Genomic DNA, 18,960 nt, shown 5'->3' with positions numbered 1-18,960 from the left:
AAAGCCGTTGTCCTAAGCCGGAATCACCAAACAGTCACAGGAGCCTTTAAATATGGAACTTTCATTCGGGCGTTCCCAAAGCCTGAGCCAAGAGCAGCAATTACAGCAGCAGATGGAGCGGCAGCAGCAGCGGGAGCAGGAAATAGAACAAAGCATACCGAAGCTGAAACAGGAAGCGGCAGGGCTGTTTAAAAGCAACGAAGAAGTCCGCAGCGCAGTTTCCCGCTATACGCCCGAACAGCAGGAAGCACTGAGCAGCGCGGTTGGAGAGGCCGCGGCCAGGGCAGGTGCCCGCAATCCCCATATCACCGGCATACGGGTAGACGAAGACAACAACATCGTCGGCAGGGTCAACAAACACTACCCGTTCAAAACCAATATAGACCAAGCCGTTGCCACCGCCCGCAGGACAGATATGCCGGAAGAGGTCGTAGAGCTGCCCAGTATCACCGTTGTAGGCAAACGGCGCACGCCCAAAGAGCAGGAACAAAACATATGGGACCAAGCCGGCAGCTGGCTGGACAAAAACCTTGCCGAGCCGGTAGCCGAAGGCTACCGCAACTATATCAAAGAGCCGCTGGCCGAAGCCGTTAAGATAGAAGAAGACGACTGGGAGATTACCCGCAGCTTCAAACGCGGTGCCACCGCAGTAGGCGGAGCCGCACTGAGCGCAGTCGAATCGGTAGGGGAAGGCATAACCGAAACAGGCAGGCTGGCCAAAGAAGGCGCATCGCTGCTGCACGACAAAGCCGCGCTGGGGCTGGACAGGCATATAGACGTACTCGACGATAACGAAGCCCGGGCGGCACAGGAGCGTACCGACAGCCGCGAGCAGGCCATAGCACAGACATGGGAACACACCAAAACCACCGCCCAAGAATATTGGAACAACCCCGAACAACTGAAAACAGACCTTTCAGACGGCCTCGAAAGCATGAAGGCAGGGGCGGAGCGCTGGCAACAGGCAGTGGATGCTACCGATCTGCACCAAGCGGTGGAAGAGAGCAAGCCGGTAACCGATATAGCGGGGATAGCGCTGGGCGGTCTGGGGGTAGCCAAAGGAGCCGGCGCATTGAGCAGGAAGATGGCGCGGGAAGCAGCGGAAGAGGCGGCGGAAAGGGCACGGGCGGAGCTGCATCGTGATAACCTGAAAGACATAGGGGAATGGGGCAGGGACAAAGGGTTGCCGCAGGAAAGCTTTGTATATAAAAACCTGCCCGACTCGCTGACGCGGGAGAACCTGCAATTCGAAGAATTCAAAACCCTGACGCGCACGCATATGGACGATATGACGGAGGAGCAGGTCAGGCAGATGAAGCGGATACGGGACGACGTTCCGCCGATTACCCGCGATACGGTGGTAACGAAGGTGATGCCTTATGAGTATTTGGAGGGGTATCTGAAAGAGGAGAATCCGTATAATACGATAGGCGGTTTTGTTACGCGCAAAGACGATTACGGCCATCTGATGGGGCAGAATCTTGAAAATACCTATAAGCATTTGGCACTGGATTATTCCGGTTCGCCGTATACCGAGGCGTTGGAAAACGGGCAGGACAGGTATTTGGTGTTTGAAGGAAGGCTGACTAAACCGAAACAGTCGGAAATTCCATATGGAGAAAGGTTCGGCGGTATTCATGATGATGCCTTACCATGTACATTAAACGGCTTTATCGCCTGTAGAAGCAATGAGATTATTCCTGAGTTTTATGTTAAGAGTCAGCCAAAATCTCCACAATATCCTGAACACGGTTCAACGATTTGGGTGGTTGAAGACGGGGTGAAGCATAAGGCAGCGGTGTTTGATGATAATGAAATGAAATTTGTTCCCTATGAAGATGCAAATAAATAAAGGAAGTTAAAATGGCAATCAGAAATAATACTTATACGATTTATCAAGGAAAAGAATGCCGTATTAGCAGACGTGAAGGGTATGCAAGGCTGTTTTCTCATGATGCTATGGATTTGGCAAACGGTTTTACGGAATATAAGCCTGAAAAAAACCTGAATCCGAGGATATTTTTCAAAATGGTTTCTCCGGAAGAAGTGGGTGATGTTTATGATATTGGTACATTTTGCATATACCAAGGATATGAATTTCCAATCATTCATGAAGAAGGTGACGGATGCTATATATTACAGTCAGCGTGCACAATTACTATGCCGTTGAGATTATTAAACCAGCTAGGTTTTTCTCAAGTGGACAAAGGTGTTTTTGAAAAAAAAATCAAAAGAGAAGAAGCTGATTTGATTTACGAAAAGAAAGAGTTGGTAACTGATTTTTTTGATTGATACAAATGCCTGTCTGAAAATTTTCAGACAGGCATTTTCATGTGCAATACCATCGGCGGTTTTGTTGCCCGACAAGCTGACACAGGGCATTTAGCCGGACAGAGTTTAAAGCAAACCATCGATAATTTTGCTCTGGATTATAAAAAATGGGACGGTTCGGATTCTAATTTCGTTCAAGCATTAAATCGTGGTGAAAACCGTTATCTGGTTTTTGAAGGCAGATTGACTGAAGTTGAAGACACTGTTGATATTCCCAGAGGACACCGCTTCGGAGGTAATCATGAAGACGAACTTCCTTGTACGTTAAATGGTTTTATAGCGTGCCGATCTGACGAGATATTACCGGAATACAAAATACTGGAGAAAAAGGAACGGTATCCTGAGAACGGTTCGGTAATTTGGGCTGTTGAAGACGGGGCGAAGCGGAAAGCGGCGGTGTATGATGAAGAAAACGAACGGTTTATTCCATATGTTAACAAATAAGGATAGAAATAATGATTAGGTATAATATTTATACAGTGTATCAAGGTAAAGAATACCGTGTTCGGAATAATAATGGTTTGGCAAAATTAATTTCAAATGATGCTGATGATTTGAAAAAAGGCTTTATAGAAAAAATCCCTGATACTAAGAATTTGAAATATACCCCTGAACAGTTGGCAAAGAAAGTCTATACTTTAAACGTATCCCCGTCTGAAATAGGAGATGTTTATGAAATTGCAACCTTTGCACTCTACCAAGGTTATGAGTTCAGGATAAAATATGAAGAAAATGGAAACTATATTTTAGTTGGTGAATATAGCCCGTTGCTTAAAAAATTGGAGTTTGAACGGGTAGATAAATATGGCTATGAAAAATCAGTAAGAAAAGAAGATGTTGACTTGGTGTATGAGAAAAAAACCTTAAGACCTAATTTTTTCAAATAATTTATAGGCCGTCTGAAAAATAATTTTCAGACGGCCTTTATTTATTATCTTGTTATGGATATTTTTTGAATGGTTTTATCGCTTGCCGTTCGGATGAGATTATTCCGGAATTTAAATTTGAAAGAGAGAATGCGCAAACCCCTGAAGACGGGTCGGTAATTTGGGTAATTGAAAACGGTGAGAAGCGTAAGGCAGCGGTGTTTGACGGTGAGAATAAACGTTTTTTCCCATACAATAATGAATAAGGATATTGAAGATGACCATTAGAAATGATACTTATACCATGTACAAAGGTAAGGAATATCGTATTTTATATCATGATGGAATGGCTAAATTAGTTTCCAAAAATGCTGAGGACTTAGAAAAAGGATTTGTTGAAAAAGTTTATGATGCAAAGCAATTCAAATATACTCCTAAACAATTAGCAGAAAAAATTTATACCTTGATAGTTCCTCCTAATGAAGTGGGAGAAGTTTATTCAATCAAACCATATTGCCTGTATCAAGGTTATGAATTTTTCATTCTTAGGGAAGAAAATGGCCATTATATTTTATCTGAAAGCCACACGGTTACAGGTGGGCCGTTAATCGAAAAATTCGATTTTAAGAGGGTGGGGAAATACGAATATGAAAAAGCAGTGAAAAAAGAAGATGTCGATTTGGTTTATGAGAAAAAGACACTGATGCCTAATTTTTTCAAATAACCCAAAATGCCTGTCTGAAAAATTTTCAGACAGGCATTTTGTTCGGTAGACAGCTTCGGTTATTTCGGAAGGTTTGGGAAACGCCAAAGAAGGTTTCGAACGGTGGCATCAGGCAGTCGAAACCGGTGATTTGAACCGCGCGGTGGAAGAAGGCAAACCCGCCGCCGATATTGCCGCCGCGGCGCTGGGCGGGGCGGGACTGGCCAAAGGCGGTATCAGCCTGAGCCGTAAAATGGCGGAAGAAGCCGCCGAGAGGGCACGGGCGGAGACTTACCGCAACAATCTGCAAGACATAGGCGAATGGGGTCGGGACAAAGACCTTGCACCGGAAAGCTTCGTTTACCAAAACCTGCCCGACTCGCTGACGCGGGAGAACCTGCAATTCGAAGAATTCAAAAACCTGACGCGCACGCATATGGACGATATGACGGAGGAGCAGGTCGGACAGATGAAGCGGATACGGGACGACGTTCCGCCGATCACCCGCGATACGGTGGTAACGAAGGTGATGCCTTATGAGTATCTGGAGGGTTATCTGAAAGCAGATAATCCGTACAATACCATCGGCGGTTTTGTTACGCGCAAAGACGATTACGGCCATCTGATGGGGCAGGGTTTGCAGGATACTTATAAGCATTTGGCACTGGATTATCCGGATTCGGCCTATACCAAGGCGTTGGAAAACGGACAGGACAGGTATTTGGTGTTTGAGGGGAAACTGACAGCCCCTTCACAATCTGAAATTCCATATGGCAAGAAATTTGGTGGGACACGTACTGACCCTTGTACTTTAAACGGTTTTATTTCCTGCCGTTCTGACGAAATCTTGCCGGAATTTTTTATTAAAGAAACCGATAAGGTTAAACAATATCCCGAGCATGGTTCGGTGATTTGGGCTGTGGAAGACGGGGTAAGGCGTAAGGCTGCAGTGTTTGACGATGAAAAAATGAAATTTGTGCCAGCAGATGAGCATGACAGAAGGAATTGAAAAAATGAGGGATAATATTTATACAGTATATAACGGAAAGGAATATCGTGTTGTTAGACGTAATGGGTATGCGCGATTGATTTCGAATGATGCAATAGATTTAAAAAATGGTTTTACTGAAAGAGAGCCGGAAGCAAACTTAAACCCTAGGATATTTTTCAAAATGGTTTCACCGGAAGAAGTAGGAGATGTCTATGGAATTGTTACATATTGCATCTATCAAGGTTATGAATTTCCAATTACTCGCGAAGAAAGTAACAGGTTATATGTATTGCAGTCGGGCTGTACAATTACCATGCCGTTAGAATTATTAAATCGGTTAGGCTTTTCCCAGGTTGAAAAAGGGGTTTTTGAGAAGAAAATCAAAAAAGAAGAAGCAGATTTGGTTTATGAAAAGAAAACGCTAATTACAGATTTTTTTGATTGATGCAGATGCCTGTCTGAAAATTTTCAGACAGGCATTTTCATGTGCAATACCATCGGCGGTTTTGTTGCCCGACAAGCTGACACAGGGCATCTAGCCGGACAGGATTTAAAGCAGACCATCGATAATTTTGCTCTGGATTATAAAAAATGGGACGGTTCGGATTCCGATTTTGTTCAGGCATTAGGCAAAGGGGAAAACCGTTATCTCCTGTTTGAAGGTCGACTGACGGAACCCAAACAATCAGAAATTCCGAGAGGCGAAAAATTCGGCGGAGATTACCATACAGCGCCGCCCTGCACTTTAAACGGATTTATTGCCTGCCGCTCCGATGAAATTCTGCCTGAATTTTTTATTAAAGAAACAGAAGATACTAAGCAGTATCCCGAGCACGGTTCAACGATTTGGGTAGTTGAAGACGGAGTGAAGCGGAAAGCGGCGGTATATGATGAAGAAAATGAGCGGTTTATTCCATATGTTAATAAATAAGGATGGAAATAATGATTAGGTATAATATTTATACGGTGTATCAAGATAAAGAATACCGTGTTCGGAATAATAATGGTTTGGCAAAATTAATTTCAAATGATGCTGATGATTTGAAAAAAGGCTTTATAGAAAAAATCCCTGATACTAAGAATTTGAAATATACCCCTGAACAGTTAGCAAAGAAAGTCTATACTTTAAACGTATCCCCGTCTGAAATAGGAGATGTTTATAAGATTTCAACTCACGCGCTTTATCAAGGATATGAATTTTGGATTGAACACGAAACCAATGACGGCTGCTATATTTTATCGGCAAGTACCACAAGGCAGCCATTATTGGACAAATTGGGCTTTACCGAAGTTGAACGCGGGCTTTTTGAGAAAAAAATCAAGAAAGAAGAAGCAGATTTGGTTTATGAAAAGAAAAGGCTGATTACAGATTTTTTTGATTGATACAAAAGGCCGTCTGAAAAATAATTTTCAGACGGCCTTTATTTATTATCTTGTTATGGGTATTTTGAACGGCTTATTGCGTGCCGTTCAGATGAGATTATTCCAGAATTTAAATTTGAAAGAGAGAATGCACAAACCCCTGAAGACGGGTCGGTCATTTGGGTGATTGAAAACGGAGAGAAGCGTAAGGCGGCTGTATTCGACGATGAGAAAATGAAATTTGTGCCAGCAGATAAGTATGACGGAAGGAATTGAAAAAATGAGAAATAGTATTTATACAACATATAACGGCAAAGAATACCGTGTTGTCCGACGTGACGGATATGCCCGATTGATTTCGAATGACGTAATAGATTTGGAAAATGGTTTTACGGAAAGAGAGCCTGAAGAAAACCTGAATCCGAGGATTTTCTTTAAAATGGTTTCTCCGGAAGAAGTGGGGGATGTTTATTCAATCAAACCATTTTGCCTTTATCAAGGCTATGAATTTTTCATTCTTAGGGAAGAAAATGGCCATTATATTTTATCTGAAAGCCACACAGTTACAGGTGGGCCGTTAATCGAAAAATTCGATTTTAAGAGGGTGGGAAAATACGAATATGAAAAAGCAGTAAAAAAAGAAGATGTCGATTTGGTTTATGAGAAAAAGGAATTAATTCCGAATTATTTCAAGTAGCTCAAAAATACCTGTCTGAAAACTTTTCAGACAGGCATTTTCATGTGCAATACCATCGGTGGTTTTGTTACGCGCAAAGACGATTATGGCCATCTGATGGGGCAGGATTTGCAGGATACCTACAAACATTTGGCACTGGATTACTCCGATTCGCCGTATACCAAGGCGTTGGAAAACGGGCAGGACAGGTATTTGGTGTTTGAGGGGCGGTTGGCTAAACCGAAACAGTCGGAAATTCCATATGGGAATCGTTTCGGAGGAACGCATAATGATGGCTTGCCTTGTACATTAAACGGTTTTATCGCGTGCCGTTCGGATGAAGTTTTACCTGAGTTTTATGTTAAGAGTACGCCGGAGTATCCGCAATATCCCGAACACGGGTCGGTGATTTGGGCTGTTGAAGACGGGGTGAAGCGTAAGGCGGCGGTGTATGAATTTAAAGATAAGAGATTTGTTCCGTATACTGAAGAGTAAGGATATTGATATGGCTATCAGATATGATATATATACTATATATAAAGGTAAAGAGTACCGTATAGGCAGAGTAGACGATCATTATGAGATTGTAGGCTATGACCCGAGTGATTTGGATTTAGGGTTCATTGAATACAAACCTGAGAGGAAGAGTAACCCGAGAATTTTTTTCAAAGAAGTTTCCCCGTCTGAAATAGGAGATGTTTATGCAATTGTAACCGTTGCAATTTATCAGGGATATGAATTTCCAATTATTCATGAAGAAAGTAACGGGATGTATGTATTACGGTCAGGCTGCACAATCACAATGCCGTTGAAGCTGTTAAACCAATTAGGTTTTTCCCAAGTAGATAAAGGGGTTTTTGAGAAAAAATCAAACCGGAGGAAGCGGATTTGATATTTGAGAAAAAAACACTAATGACCGATTTTTTTGATTGATGAAAAAGGCCGTCTGAAAAAGTAATTTTCAGACGGCCTATATTTATTATCTTGATTATGGATATTTTTTGAACGGTTTTATCGCGTGCCGATCGGATGAAATCTTGCCGGAATTTGAAGTTGATAGTAATGAGCAATATCCTACGTAAGGTTCGGTGATTTGAGCTGTTGAAGACGGGGGGCGAAGCGGACGGCGGCAGTTTTTAATGGATATAAAAGCCCCATCGACCGTTTCCAAACTACTTTATAAAATCTTAACAGCCATCTAAAAACTAACTGTTACCGGATATCGGAATAATTTTGTAAAAGCCCCGGCCTGAGCGAATGGTATAAAAATATCCGCCACCCCACCCTATGCCTTGCGGCATCTGAAAATGCTGTGCCCCAACCCCAAGCCGTCGAAGGTTTCGGCTACGGTGAGGCCGGCAGCGGCCACGCAACGGGCCATGTCTTCGGAATGGTAGATTTTACTGTTGCCGTTGGCCATAACCGTAAAATAGAGGCTGGTTTGGGTGAGGCAGTAGGCGGCGGTTTCGTATTGCTGTCTGTCCCAAAACGGTTCCATGATGTAGAGGTCGGTATCTGCGCTCATGGCGGCGGCGGCGCGCCTGAGGATGCCGGTAACCTCGGTTTCGGAAAAGCAGTCGAGAAACTGGCTCATCCAAATCGCATCGAAACCTTGTGGAAAAGGCACGTTATCGTCGAGCAGGTTGGCCGGGTGGCCGTGAATGCGCTCTGCACCCGGGCGCCCTTTCACAGCTTCGCGCATCAGGCCGAGCTGTTGCGGCAAATCCATAATGGTTACTTCAACGCCCGGATTATGGGCAACGCACTGCAAGGCCCAACGGCCGGTGTTGCCGCCCACATCGAGCAGTTTTTTCACGGGGCGGGAGAAAACAACGTTTAATGCCTGAGGGAAGGAGCTGTCGGAATAATAATGGTCGAAAGCCAGCCATTTTTCGCGTGCGCTTTCGGGAAGCTGCGAAAGGCCTTCGTAAATCGTGGGCCAGTTGCCGAACACTTTCAGGCCTTCCGGTTTGCCGCTTAACAGGGTGGCTTCCAAATCAAACAAGCCCTGATAGCAGATTTCCTGCACGAAATCCATGTTAACGCGCGCCATTTTGTCTTTCAGCAGAAACCAACCGGCCTTGCTGATGGTGTAGCGGCCGTTTTGAAACAGCACGGTGCCGATGGAAAGCGAAGATTCGAGCAACACTTGGGCGGCATAGCGGCTCAAACCGGCGGCTTCGGCGGCTTCTTCCAAGGTGGCGCCCTCGGGGGTGTTGTTGAGATATTCGAGTATGCCGGTTTTCACCATCAGCCGCGATACTTGGAAAACGACGGGGCCGAAAGCGATTTCTTGCGCCAGCCGTTGGGCTGCACCCGCTGTCAATTGTTCTTGGGTATAACGTTGTGCCAAATCGGGGAATAGGTTCATGGTGTTTCGGAATTAACGTTTGAAATAGGGGGAATGTTAAACGATGTACCGCTCATCGTCATCATTTATCCGGTATAGCACAGTGCGTGGGATATGCTGCTGTCCCAAATGGCCGGAAACTTTGCTGATGTTGTTTAAATCAGTATCTTGTCCACGATTTCGGCAACGTCTTTCGATAAACCACTTTGTGCCCGAATCCGCTGCAATTGCGCCTGCATCAGGTTTTTGCGGTGTGGTTCGAGTTTGTTGCAGAGGTTGAACGCCTGCACCAGCCGGGAGGCCACTTGCGGGTTGAAGCGGTCGATTTCCATCACTTTGCCGGCGATAAAGGCGTAACCCGCGCCGCTTTCGGCGTGGAAATGCGGCACGTTGTGGCTGAATGCGCCCAAAAGCGCGCGGGCTTTGTTGGGGTTTTCGAGGCTGAACGCGGGGTGGTTTAAGGCCGCTTGGACTTGGGCGGGGGTGTCGCTGCGGCGGCTCAGGGCGATCAGGGTGAAGTATTTGTCCATCACCAGCGCATCGTTGCGGAATTTTTCGGCAAACTGTTCCAGCATTTCGTTGCGTTTGTTGCTTTCGTTGTGGTTGACGGCCGACAAAATGCCCCATTCGTGGGTCATGTTTCGTGCCATTTCGGCATATTTTTCGGCAACGGTGTCGATGTGGGCGGGGTCGGCGCGCAATACGAAGGCGCGGCAGGTGTTGCGCAGGGTGCGCCAGCCTGCTGTTTCGGGGCTGTATTCGTAGCGGGTGGCGGGATCGGCCTGTTGCTCGGCTTGGGCGGCTTTTTGGTTGAGCGCCAGAAATTGCGCTTGGAAGCGGGTGGCGATTAAGTCGAGCAGGGCTTCGCGGGCGCGGTGGACTTGCAGTGGGTCGATGTTGTCGCGCTCTGCCCACAGCTCGGCTTCGGCGGGCACGGCCAGCAGCATGGCTTGGAATTCGGCGTCGATGCCGTCTGCGGCCAGCACGTATGCCACGGCTTCGAGCAGCCCTTGGTGTTCGGGTAGCGGCAGGCCTTGCGCGAGCGCGGTTTCGTTGGCGGCGATGGCGCGGCGGTAGAGGGTTTGGCCGGCTTCCCAGCGGGCGAAGGGGTCGGTGTCGGCAGCCAGCAGCACGGCCAGCTCTGCGTCGGTGTAGGGGTAATTGAGGTGCACGGGTGCGGAAAAGCCGCGCAGCAGCGAGGGTACGGCGTTTCGGTGTACGTTTTCCAGCGTGAAGGTTTGCTCGGCTTCGGTGAGCAGCAGCACGGTTTCGGTGGTTTCTTCGCTGCTGCCCGGCCGTCTGAAAGCAACCGGCCGGCCGTTTTCCGCATCGAACAGGGCAACTTTCAACGGCATGGTCATGGGTTGTTTTTCGGCCATGTCGGGTGTGGGCGGCACGGTTTGTTTGACGGTTAATTCGTAGCCGCCGCTGCCGTTCAGACGGCCTTTCACGTCTAACACGGGCGTGCCGGCCTGGCTGTACCACAGGGCGAAGCGGTCGAGGTTGGTGCCGTTGGCATCGGCCATGGCGGCGCGGAAGTCGTCGCAGGTAACGGCTTGGCCGTCGTGGCGTTCGAAATAGAGCTTCATGCCTTTTTGAAAGCCTGCTTCGCCCAATAGGGTGTGATACATCCGCACTACTTCGGCGCCTTTTTCATACACGGTCATGGTGTAGAAGTTGTTCATTTCTTCGTATGAGGCGGGGCGGACGGGGTGGGCGGTGGGGCCGGCGTCTTCGGGAAACTGGAGCGCGCGCAGCATGGCAACGTTTTCGATGCGGCAGGTGGCGTGGCTGATGCGGTCGGCGGAAAACTCTTGATCGCGGAACACGGTGAGGCCTTCTTTGAGCGAAAGCTGGAACCAGTCGCGGCAGGTTACGCGGTTGCCCGTCCAGTTGTGGAAATATTCGTGGGCAATCACGCTTTCGATGGCGGCGAAGTCGGCGTCGGTGGCGGTGCGGCTGTCGGCCAGCACATATTTGGTGTTGAAAATATTGAGGCCTTTGTTTTCCATCGCGCCCATGTTGAAGTCGCCCACGGCCACAACCATGTAGACATCGAGGTCGTATTCGAGGTTGAAGCGGGTTTCGTCCCATTTCATCGCGTGTTTGAGCGATTGGACGGCAAAACCGACTTTGCCGGCATCTTCGGCGCGGGTGTAAAACTCAATGGCCACTTCGCGCCCGCTCATGGTGGTGAAGCTGTCGCGAGTGAGGCTCAAATCGCCCGCCACCAAGGCAAACAGATAGCTGGGTTTGGCAAACGGATCGGCCCATTTCACCCAATGGCGGCCGTCTGAAAGCGTGCCGCTGCCGACTTTGTTGCCGTTGGAAAGCAGCACGGGATAGCGTTCGGCATCGGCGGTGATGGTGGTGGTGAACACCGACATCACGTCGGGGCGGTCGGGGTAGAAGGTGATTTTGCGGAAGCCCTCCGGCTCGCATTGGGTAAACAGGTTGCCGCCGCTTTCATACAAACCCATCAGCGATTTGTTTTCAGACGGACTGATTAAGGTTTCAACCGTTACCGTAAATGGCTCTGCGGGCACGTTTGCCAACACCAGTTTTTCGTCGGCCAGCGTGTAGTCTGCTACCGCTTGGCCGTTAACGGCAACCGACAATAATTGTGCGGAGCCGTTGAGCACCAGCGGTTCGCCCGCCTGCTGCGGTAATACCGATAAATGCGCTTTTACATGGGTGTGCGCATCTTGGATATCGAAATATAGGTCGGTGGCAGAAACAAGGTAGGCCGGGGCTTGGTAGTCTTTCAGATAATGTATGGTTTTGTTCATTGTGGGTTCTTTCGCGAAAGGGCGGCAAAAGCGGCATTATATAACGGCCGCGTGGTTTTTCAGACGGCCTCAACTGTTGCAAAGCCGGGTTCAGGGCGTGGCCGCCGATGCCGCATTCGCTTTGCGCATCATGGCTTTGAGCGGGGCGGCGGTGTTGCGGCGTATGGTTTCGTTTTTCATTTTGCCCGTGTTTTCGCCCCACACCGCCAGCGCGGCGCCGATGATTCTGCCCGTGTCGGCGGTGGCGTTGCTGCGGTTTTCGCCGTCCCACACGCCCAAGTGCCAGCGTTTTTCGATGTCTTGCGCCGAAAAACCGGCATCGTGGGCGAAATCGCGTTTGCCGTTGGGCACCAAATAAAGGTAATACGAATTGTAGTTCAACACCGAAAAACCTTTGGCGGTCAGCTCGGGCAGCGAGGCGCGCATGGCGCGGCGCGTTTGGGCGGCCTGTTTGTCGGCGGGGTTGCCGTCGTAACTCCAATAGGTGATTTCGATGTCGCGGTTCAGTTTGCCGACCGTGCTGTTGATCAGGCCGTCGTTCCACATGCGGGTTTTCAGCCCTTTGGCCGCCAGATGCGCGGCCAGCGTGTTGGCATAATCGATAAATTCATGATTGCTCTCGGCGCTGTAACCGAATTCGTCGCCGCCGATGTGGAAGTGCTTGCTGCGGTTGAACGTTTCGGCCGTTTCGTCAATCAGCGCCTTCACAAAAGCCACGCTCTCGGGGCGGGTGATGTCGATTTCGTCGTCGGCCATTTTCGATTTCAGCGCGCGCACATAATCTTTGCCGTGTTTGTGGGTTAACAGCGTGAAGATGCCGTTCATATGGTTGGGGCTGCCCACTTCGGGCACGATCTCGATATTTTTAGCGGCGGCGTAGCGGATAATCGTGCGCATCTGCCGGCGGCTCAGAAACGGCTTGCCGGTTTTGGGGTTGGTATAAACACCGCTGCGGCTGCGTTTGGCGGTTTCAACCGTTTGGCCGAGCAGGGCGCTTTCGAGCGCGTAGTTTTCATGGTCGGAAAAATGCAGGTGCAGAAACTGCCCGCCCGAAGCGGCCAGCATGTCGATGAATTTTTTGATTTCGCGCTCGGAATAAAAGCGGCGGGCGGTGTCGAGCATCAGGCCGTTTTGCTTGGCTGCCTGCCGGGGTTGTGCCGCGGCGGGCGCAGATTGCGCTTTTTGCGGCTCGGGTTCCGCGCCGTGGCAGGCGGCGGTGGGGAAGATTAGGGCAAACAGCATCAGGCCGGCAGCCAGCCGGCGGGAGCGTGAAAAGGGCAGTTGCGGAAACATCAGTTATCGCTAAACGTTTGGTATGGGGTGAAACTTATAACGCATATTGTTTTTAAATTATGCTAAATTTGTTAATAATTTAATTAGGTGTACGGCATAAACGGCGGTGCAGGCCGTCTGAAAGCCGGTTATGCCCTTATCCGCTGCTTGCCGCATATCGGGCTGATTTCGATAAAAACAATTTAAAAACATATTGTTATAACGATTTTCTTGGCTCGGTTGGCGCAAATCGGCTATAATCCCGCTTATTTTCGATTCTGTAACACACAGGCCGTCTGAAACCGTTCAGGCGGTTTTCAGCCGGAGCAAAACCATTATGATGACACTCTATTCGGGCATCACCTGCCCGTTCAGCCAACGCTGCCGTTTCGTATTGTTTGAAAAAGGCATGGATTTTGAAATCAAAGATGTCGATATCTTCAACAAACCCGAAGATTTGGCGATCATGAACCCCTATAACCAAGTGCCCGTTTTGGTTGAGCGCGACCTGATTCTGCACGAATCCAACATCATTAACGAATACATCGACGAACGCTTTCCCCACCCGCAGCTGATGCCCGGCGATCCGGTGATGCGCGGCCGCGGCCGTTTGGTGCTGTTCCGCATGGAAAAAGAATTGTTCAGCCACGTGAAAGTGCTCGAATCGCCCGAGGCAGGCAGCAAAGAGCAGGCCAAAGCCCGCGAAGCCATTGCCCAAGGGCTTACCATGCTGGCGCCGTCTTTCGCCAAAACCAAATACATCATGGGCGAAGATTTTTCGATGATTGATGTCGCCCTGTCGCCGCTGCTGTGGCGTTTGGATCACTACGACATCAAGCTGGGCAAATCGGCCGCGCCGATTCTGAAATACGCCGAACGCATTTTCCAGCGCGATGCCTTCATCGAGGCGCTCACCCCCGCCGAAAAAGCTATGCGCCGTTAAACCCCGCAGGGGTTGGCCGTCTGAAGCCGCCTTTATCGAAAGGAATGCCGTCATGACCACTACCACCAGCACCAAACCCTACCTGCTGCGCGCGCTTTACGAATGGTGTTTGGATAACAACCAAACCCCGCACATCGTTGCCTGGGTAAACGAACACACCCGCGTGCCCATGCAATATGTGCGCGACAACGAAATCGTGTTGAACATCGGCACCATCGCCAGCCATGCGCTGACGATAGACAACGAATGGATACACTTTTCCGCCCGCTTCGGCGGCGTAGCGCACGAAATTTGGATTCCCGTCGGCCACGTGATCAGCATTTTCGCCCGCGAAAGCGGCGAAGGCATGGGGTTTGAAGTAGAGCCTTATCAAACGGAAAGCGAGAAAAAAGGCGGCGACGCGCTGCATCTGGTGGAAAAAGAACAGCAGGAAACCGAACCTGCCGATCCGTCCGAAAACGGCGGCGGCAAACCCAAAAAAGGGTTGAAGCTGGTGAAATAGATAGTGTAGTCTCAATCCACAAGGCATGAGATTATCCTGCCATCACTAAACATCCCTCATCCCCATAAAACAACCTGCCCACCGCCGCCACGATCTCATCGACCGCCAATAGCACCTTATTGAAAACCACTTACCCGGGAGCAAAGGTAGTCGGAGCAGTCAGGTAAGCAGATAACAGGCGATTCATCAATGCCGTTTTCTGAATACTGCGCACCAGCGCACCTCGAGCGACCTGCTGCCCAATTACAGCGGTTGGAGCAGCATCATTTCAGCAGGTTTTGAGATACTCGGGTCAAGCCTGAGTATGACGTGTGTGCTTTATCCTTAAGTCGATTCACTAACATAACATCGGCGGCCCTGCTCGCTGCCGCCTCTGATGCCGGCGTTTTACCCGCATGGCTCTACATTGCCTGAAAGCTGCGCATTGCAAGAAACTGTTTGCCGCTTCCGTCGGGCTTGTTCGGGCCGTCTGAAAACATTATTCGCTTTATTGGTAAAGGATTTGATATGTTCGACCACCGCGCCATGCTCAAACTCTATTTTATTGCCGGCACGCAAGACTGCCGCCACCTTGCGGGCCGGCCTGCGCAAAACCTGCTGCACATACTCGAGCAAGCTCTGCAAAGCGGCATCACCTGCTTTCAGTTTCGGGAAAAAGGGCAGGGCGCCTTGCAGGGGGCGGTGCAAATCCGCCAAGCTGCCGCCGACTGCCGCGATTTGTGCCGCCAATACCGTGTGCCTTTTTTTATCAACGACGATATCCGGCTGGCGCTTGAATTGGGTGCGGACGGCGTGCATATCGGGCAGCAAGACACCCCGCCCGGGCAGGCGGCCGCGTTATGCAAAGGCAGATTGATGTTGGGCTTGTCGCACAACACATTGGCCGAGCTGGCGGCCAGCCGGCAGAATGAGGCTATGGATTACGCCGCCGTCGGCCCGATTTTTTCCACGCGCTCGAAAGCCGATGCCGAGCCTGTGGTGGGAACGGATTTTATCCGCCGTATCCGCAGCAGCGGTTTTCTGCGCCCGCTGGTTGCCATCGGCGGCATCACCGAAAACAATGCCGCCGCCGTGCGCGCCGCAGGGGCGGACGGCGTGGCGGTGATTTCGGCCATTACGCAGGCGGCGGATATCGGAGCGGCGGTGGACAAATTGTTGGCGGATTAAGGGCAGCGGGCAGCATATGGCTGAGACCTGACTACATATTTCAGACGGCCTTGTGCGAAGCTAATGACGGTAATCGGATGTTTCAGACGCCTGGGACCTTTGCAAAAATATTTTCAGGCTGTCTGAAATGCTTAAATCCCGTCATTCCCGCCTACGCGGGAATGACGGGATTCAGGTTTTTTCAGATAGTAATTTGAATTTTGCAAAGGTCTCGGTCTAAACGACTTGCAAAGGTCTCAGGCCGTCTGAAATATGCAGCCAGACCTTTGCCCGATTTGTTTTGATACTGTTCCCGCCATATTTGTGCCGGCCCCGAACACCGTACCTTTTTAGGAAAGAAAAATACTCGGGCAGGCCCGAGTATGGCAGCAGTTTTAACAAACTGCCGGGATGTTGTTTTGCCGCCAATTGAGTGTTTTTTATTTCAATTTCTTCAACAGCTCTTTGGCCAAGTCTAAATAAGCCAGCGTGCCTTTGGCTTTGGCATCATAGGCTAGGGCGGGCATGCCGTGGCTGGGTGCTTCGGCCAGGCGCACGTTGCGGGGGATGGTAGTGGTGAAAAGCTGTTTGCCGAAATGCGCCTGCAACTGCTCGGAAACCTCTTGGGAAAGGCGGCTGCGGCTGTCGTATAGCGTGCGCACGATGCCGATAATATCCAATTGCGGGTTGATGGCCTGGCGGATTTTGCGCACGGTGGCCACCAAGTCGGAAATGCCCTCGAGCGCATAATATTCGCACACCATCGGCACAATCACACCGTTGGCCGCCACCAGGCCGTTGAGCGTGAGCAGCGTGAGTGTGGGCGGGCAGTCGATTAACACGAAATCATAATCGCCGGCCACTTCGGCCAGCGCATTTTTCAGGCGCATTTCACGGGCGATTTCCTGCACCAGCTCCACCTCGGCACCCGCCAGCGCACGGTTGGCGGCCAATACGTCGTATGCGCCCGATTCGCTGCGGATCAGCGCATCTTTGATTTCGGCCTCGCCCAGCAGCACTTGGTAAATGCCGCTGTGGATATTGCTTTTATCGATGCCGCTGCCGGTGGTGGCGTTGCCCTGCGGGTCGAGGTCGATAACCAAAACCCGTTTTTTTTGCGCCGCCAGCGAAGCGGCAAGGTTGACCACGGTGGTGGTTTTGCCGACGCCGCCTTTTTGGTTGGCGACGGCGATAATCTGTGTGCCCATGTGTGAAACCTGTGAGATTTTGCGGTTGGCCGAATTGTACCGTTATTTTCGGCACAATGGTATGAAGACGGCTTGTCATTGAAACCGCCTGTGTTTTCAAGCAGAATGGCAGTCTTGCAAAGGTATCGGCATACCTGCCCCCTGTTTTCGGCACGATTATGGAACAACTCGAATTCTTCGCCATCCCCAGCCCCTGTATCGGCGTGTGTGAAGCCAACAGCAAAGGCTTCTGCAAAGGTTGCCTGCGCAGTCGCGACGAGCGCCTGTATTGGCTGCAAATGAGCGATACGCAGAAACACCAAGTGATGCGTTTGATTGCCATGCGCCGCCAGAAACTGCAAAAGCTGGCGTGGGAAAAGCAGCAGGCATCGGCGGAATTGCCCGATCAGATGGGGTTTGAGTTTTGACCGCTGCGGGGCGTGTTTTCAGACGGCCTGTGGTGTATTTGCGATAAAAGTGGAACAAGGTTTTACCGTATGGGCAAATCGGTGGCTTTTACGGTTTCAGCCGAATCTGACCACTTGGCTTTCATCTACCCCCAGCGGCCATTCGCTGCCCGGTTGCAGGTTTAAGTTGCCGTATTTTGCCGGATCGAGATAAAGCCGGATGTCGCCGTGCTGCGGGTGGCGGAGCGTAATCAGGCTGCGGTCGGGCAGGCGGGTGTGCGACACGATTTTGCTGGCCGCACCGTGGGGATGGTTGAAACAGAGCGCCTGTTGCGGAATATAGCGCTCGTTGCTAACGTTTTCTGCGCCGATCAAACGTGCCGCGCGGGCATCGGCAGGGGCGGCAATCAGCGCGTCGGGTGCGGCCAGTTGGATAATTTTTCCGTTGTGCATCAGTGCGATGCGGTCGGCCAGAGCAAATGCTTCTTCGGGGTCGTGCGTAACCATCACGGCAGGGATGTTGCGGCGGCGGATATTGTCGGCCGTCAGCTGCCTGAGCTGGCTGCGCAGGCCGGTGTCGAGACTGGAGAAAGGTTCGTCGAGCAGCATCAGCTGCGGTTCGGTAACCAGCGCACGGGCGAGTGCCACGCGTTGCTGTTCTCCGCCGGACAGGCTTTCGGGGCGGCGTTCCGCTTCGTCGGCCAAACCGACTTCGGCCAGCATGGCTTCGGCGTGCCGCTGCGCTTCGGCTTTGCCAACCCCACGCATTTTCAACCCGAAAGCAACGTTTTGCAGCACATTTAAATGCGGCAGCAGGGCATAGTCTTGGAATACGAGCGAAATATGGCGGCGCTCGGGCGGGACGCGGGTGCGGTTTTCACCGTTTATCCACACTTCGCCGCTGTCGGGTTCCACCAAACCTGCGGCGATTTTCAGCAGAGTGGATTTGCCGCAGCCGGAACGGCCGAGAACCGCCAGCAGCATGCCGTCGTTTACTTCGAGGCTGATGTCGTCGGCCACGGTTTTACCGCCGTAGCGTTTGTTGATGTGTTTGAGTTGCAGCATGTATTTCTTTCAGACGGCCTCGGGTTGCAGATAAGCCATTATGTTGAATAAGCTTGTTTGGGGCAAGAGACCTTTGCAGGTTGCCCCGGCCGTCTGAAAACTTAACGCGAATATGCGGCTTCCTGCAATACCCCGCCATTATCGGGTCAGGCCCGGTAATGAAGGGGAATAAATATTTCAGACGGCCTGAGCGGATTTCGCAAAGTTTCAGGCCGGGAGTTTTGCAAAATTCCTTTCGGCATCTTAAACCTTCTGCGTCATGCCCGGGCTTGATCCGGGCATCTTTTTGTTTCAACAGAAATAACAGATACCCGGGTTGAGCACGGGTGTAACGAAATATAAATAAATTCAGGATTAAAACGTATTTTGA

The 18,960-nt window shown here is 50.3% G+C and carries 22 protein-coding genes; 17 read left to right on the top strand and 5 right to left on the bottom strand.

Annotated features, from left to right (window positions below; all coding sequences use genetic code 11):
• The first annotated feature begins 52 nt into the window (after positions 1-52).
• The 13 genes from H3L92_RS09885 (at position 53) to H3L92_RS09825 (ending at position 7,821) form a co-directional block, all read left to right on the top strand.
• The gene (locus H3L92_RS09885) at positions 53-1,852 is read left to right on the top strand and encodes a hypothetical protein (RefSeq protein WP_115336219.1); all 1,800 of its coding nucleotides are present in this window, start codon (positions 53-55) and stop codon (positions 1,850-1,852) included.
• Positions 1,853-1,863: 11 nt separating this feature from the next.
• Positions 1,864-2,292 carry a UCP033725 family protein gene (locus H3L92_RS09880; RefSeq protein WP_085367201.1) on the top strand — a complete coding sequence of 143 codons (429 nt, stop codon included), beginning with the start codon at positions 1,864-1,866 and terminating at the stop codon, positions 2,290-2,292.
• A 39-nt stretch (positions 2,293-2,331) separates the two neighbouring features.
• The gene (locus H3L92_RS09875) at positions 2,332-2,775 is read left to right on the top strand and encodes a hypothetical protein (protein ID WP_115336218.1); all 444 of its coding nucleotides are present in this window, start codon (positions 2,332-2,334) and stop codon (positions 2,773-2,775) included.
• An 11-nt stretch (positions 2,776-2,786) separates the two neighbouring features.
• On the top strand, positions 2,787-3,218 hold the full coding sequence (locus H3L92_RS09870; protein ID WP_245945425.1) for a UCP033725 family protein: 432 nt from the start codon (positions 2,787-2,789) through the stop codon (positions 3,216-3,218).
• Between the two features lie 65 nt (positions 3,219-3,283).
• The gene (locus H3L92_RS09865; RefSeq protein WP_085367198.1) at positions 3,284-3,463 is read left to right on the top strand and encodes a hypothetical protein; all 180 of its coding nucleotides are present in this window, start codon (positions 3,284-3,286) and stop codon (positions 3,461-3,463) included.
• Positions 3,464-3,474: 11 nt separating this feature from the next.
• On the top strand, positions 3,475-3,921 hold the full coding sequence (locus H3L92_RS13380) for a UCP033725 family protein (RefSeq protein WP_245945424.1): 447 nt from the start codon (positions 3,475-3,477) through the stop codon (positions 3,919-3,921).
• 73 nt (positions 3,922-3,994) lie between these two features.
• Positions 3,995-4,909, top strand: coding sequence for a hypothetical protein (locus H3L92_RS09855; RefSeq protein WP_085366857.1), 915 nt, complete (start codon positions 3,995-3,997; stop codon positions 4,907-4,909).
• Positions 4,893-5,336, top strand: coding sequence for a UCP033725 family protein (locus tag H3L92_RS09850; RefSeq protein ID WP_245945423.1), 444 nt, complete (start codon positions 4,893-4,895; stop codon positions 5,334-5,336). Before H3L92_RS09855 ends, H3L92_RS09850 begins: the two co-directional genes overlap by 17 nt.
• A 39-nt stretch (positions 5,337-5,375) precedes the next feature.
• Complete coding sequence (locus tag H3L92_RS09845; protein ID WP_085366855.1) at positions 5,376-5,822, top strand: hypothetical protein; 447 nt, start codon at positions 5,376-5,378, stop codon at positions 5,820-5,822.
• Positions 5,823-5,833: 11 nt separating this feature from the next.
• Positions 5,834-6,274, top strand: coding sequence for a UCP033725 family protein (locus tag H3L92_RS09840; RefSeq protein ID WP_245945422.1), 441 nt, complete (start codon positions 5,834-5,836; stop codon positions 6,272-6,274).
• Positions 6,275-6,512: 238 nt separating this feature from the next.
• Positions 6,513-6,950 carry a UCP033725 family protein gene (locus tag H3L92_RS09835; protein ID WP_245945421.1) on the top strand — a complete coding sequence of 146 codons (438 nt, stop codon included), beginning with the start codon at positions 6,513-6,515 and terminating at the stop codon, positions 6,948-6,950.
• A gap of 42 nt (positions 6,951-6,992) precedes the next feature.
• A complete protein-coding gene (locus tag H3L92_RS09830; RefSeq protein WP_085366853.1) occupies positions 6,993-7,424 on the top strand; it encodes a hypothetical protein in 432 nt (143 codons plus the stop codon).
• Positions 7,425-7,434: 10 nt separating this feature from the next.
• A complete protein-coding gene (locus H3L92_RS09825; RefSeq protein WP_085366852.1) occupies positions 7,435-7,821 on the top strand; it encodes a UCP033725 family protein in 387 nt (128 codons plus the stop codon).
• A 393-nt stretch (positions 7,822-8,214) separates the two neighbouring features.
• Here the strand turns inward: H3L92_RS09825 and H3L92_RS09820 are convergent, their stop codons facing one another.
• From H3L92_RS09820 to H3L92_RS09810, 3 genes are all read right to left on the bottom strand, one after another.
• Positions 8,215-9,300: a FlxJ family methyltransferase gene (locus tag H3L92_RS09820; RefSeq protein WP_085366851.1), complete on the bottom strand. Its 1,086-nt coding sequence runs from the start codon at positions 9,298-9,300 to the stop codon at positions 8,215-8,217.
• A gap of 134 nt (positions 9,301-9,434) precedes the next feature.
• Complete coding sequence (pepN, locus tag H3L92_RS09815) at positions 9,435-12,068, bottom strand: aminopeptidase N (protein WP_115336217.1); 2,634 nt, start codon at positions 12,066-12,068, stop codon at positions 9,435-9,437.
• 90 nt (positions 12,069-12,158) lie between these two features.
• Positions 12,159-13,361 (bottom strand): beta-N-acetylhexosaminidase, encoded by a 1,203-nt coding sequence (locus H3L92_RS09810; protein WP_211276428.1) that lies wholly within the window; start codon positions 13,359-13,361, stop codon positions 12,159-12,161.
• Positions 13,362-13,677: 316 nt separating this feature from the next.
• On the opposite strand from H3L92_RS09810, the gene H3L92_RS09805 reads away from it, so the two are divergent.
• From H3L92_RS09805 to thiE, 3 genes are all read left to right on the top strand, one after another.
• Positions 13,678-14,283, top strand: coding sequence for a glutathione S-transferase N-terminal domain-containing protein (locus H3L92_RS09805; protein ID WP_085366849.1), 606 nt, complete (start codon positions 13,678-13,680; stop codon positions 14,281-14,283).
• A gap of 52 nt (positions 14,284-14,335) precedes the next feature.
• On the top strand, positions 14,336-14,785 hold the full coding sequence (locus H3L92_RS09800) for a ClpXP protease specificity-enhancing factor (RefSeq protein WP_085366848.1): 450 nt from the start codon (positions 14,336-14,338) through the stop codon (positions 14,783-14,785).
• 507 nt (positions 14,786-15,292) lie between these two features.
• Positions 15,293-15,952, top strand: a complete 660-nt coding sequence (gene thiE / locus H3L92_RS09795) for a thiamine phosphate synthase (RefSeq protein WP_085366847.1) — start codon at positions 15,293-15,295, stop codon at positions 15,950-15,952.
• Positions 15,953-16,371: 419 nt separating this feature from the next.
• Here the strand turns inward: thiE and H3L92_RS09790 are convergent, their stop codons facing one another.
• A complete protein-coding gene (locus tag H3L92_RS09790; RefSeq protein ID WP_085366846.1) occupies positions 16,372-17,139 on the bottom strand; it encodes a ParA family protein in 768 nt (255 codons plus the stop codon).
• A gap of 158 nt (positions 17,140-17,297) precedes the next feature.
• On the opposite strand from H3L92_RS09790, the gene H3L92_RS09785 reads away from it, so the two are divergent.
• Complete coding sequence (locus tag H3L92_RS09785) at positions 17,298-17,546, top strand: DUF1289 domain-containing protein (protein WP_085366845.1); 249 nt, start codon at positions 17,298-17,300, stop codon at positions 17,544-17,546.
• A gap of 96 nt (positions 17,547-17,642) precedes the next feature.
• Here the strand turns inward: H3L92_RS09785 and H3L92_RS09780 are convergent, their stop codons facing one another.
• Entirely contained in the window at positions 17,643-18,590 is a 948-nt protein-coding gene (locus H3L92_RS09780) for an ABC transporter ATP-binding protein (RefSeq protein WP_085366844.1), read from the bottom strand.
• Between the last annotated feature and the right edge of the window lie 370 nt (positions 18,591-18,960).

This window comes from Neisseria dentiae (assembly GCF_014055005.1).
Taxonomy (GTDB): Bacteria; Pseudomonadota; Gammaproteobacteria; order Burkholderiales; family Neisseriaceae; genus Neisseria; species Neisseria dentiae.
Note: the sequence above shows the minus strand (reverse complement) of the source record. Positions and strands in the feature narration are given on the sequence as shown.

Coding starts and splice junctions, on each gene's coding strand:
- H3L92_RS09830 (WP_085366853.1), top strand. CDS start 6,993: ATGTGCAATACCATCGGTGGTTTTGTTACGCGCAAAGACGATTATGGC.
- H3L92_RS09800 (WP_085366848.1), top strand. CDS start 14,336: ATGACCACTACCACCAGCACCAAACCCTACCTGCTGCGCGCGCTTTAC.
- H3L92_RS09820 (WP_085366851.1), bottom strand. CDS start 9,300: ATGAACCTATTCCCCGATTTGGCACAACGTTATACCCAAGAACAATTG.
- H3L92_RS09780 (WP_085366844.1), bottom strand. CDS start 18,590: ATGCTGCAACTCAAACACATCAACAAACGCTACGGCGGTAAAACCGTG.
- H3L92_RS09870 (WP_245945425.1), top strand. CDS start 2,787: ATGATTAGGTATAATATTTATACAGTGTATCAAGGTAAAGAATACCGT.
- thiE (WP_085366847.1), top strand. CDS start 15,293: ATGTTCGACCACCGCGCCATGCTCAAACTCTATTTTATTGCCGGCACG.
- H3L92_RS09875 (WP_115336218.1), top strand. CDS start 2,332: ATGTGCAATACCATCGGCGGTTTTGTTGCCCGACAAGCTGACACAGGG.
- H3L92_RS09825 (WP_085366852.1), top strand. CDS start 7,435: ATGGCTATCAGATATGATATATATACTATATATAAAGGTAAAGAGTAC.
- H3L92_RS09835 (WP_245945421.1), top strand. CDS start 6,513: ATGACGGAAGGAATTGAAAAAATGAGAAATAGTATTTATACAACATAT.
- H3L92_RS09810 (WP_211276428.1), bottom strand. CDS start 13,361: ATGTTTCCGCAACTGCCCTTTTCACGCTCCCGCCGGCTGGCTGCCGGC.
- H3L92_RS13380 (WP_245945424.1), top strand. CDS start 3,475: ATGACCATTAGAAATGATACTTATACCATGTACAAAGGTAAGGAATAT.
- pepN (WP_115336217.1), bottom strand. CDS start 12,068: ATGAACAAAACCATACATTATCTGAAAGACTACCAAGCCCCGGCCTAC.
- H3L92_RS09790 (WP_085366846.1), bottom strand. CDS start 17,139: ATGGGCACACAGATTATCGCCGTCGCCAACCAAAAAGGCGGCGTCGGC.
- H3L92_RS09785 (WP_085366845.1), top strand. CDS start 17,298: ATGGAACAACTCGAATTCTTCGCCATCCCCAGCCCCTGTATCGGCGTG.
- H3L92_RS09885 (WP_115336219.1), top strand. CDS start 53: ATGGAACTTTCATTCGGGCGTTCCCAAAGCCTGAGCCAAGAGCAGCAA.
- H3L92_RS09845 (WP_085366855.1), top strand. CDS start 5,376: ATGTGCAATACCATCGGCGGTTTTGTTGCCCGACAAGCTGACACAGGG.
- H3L92_RS09880 (WP_085367201.1), top strand. CDS start 1,864: ATGGCAATCAGAAATAATACTTATACGATTTATCAAGGAAAAGAATGC.
- H3L92_RS09805 (WP_085366849.1), top strand. CDS start 13,678: ATGATGACACTCTATTCGGGCATCACCTGCCCGTTCAGCCAACGCTGC.
- H3L92_RS09850 (WP_245945423.1), top strand. CDS start 4,893: ATGACAGAAGGAATTGAAAAAATGAGGGATAATATTTATACAGTATAT.
- H3L92_RS09840 (WP_245945422.1), top strand. CDS start 5,834: ATGATTAGGTATAATATTTATACGGTGTATCAAGATAAAGAATACCGT.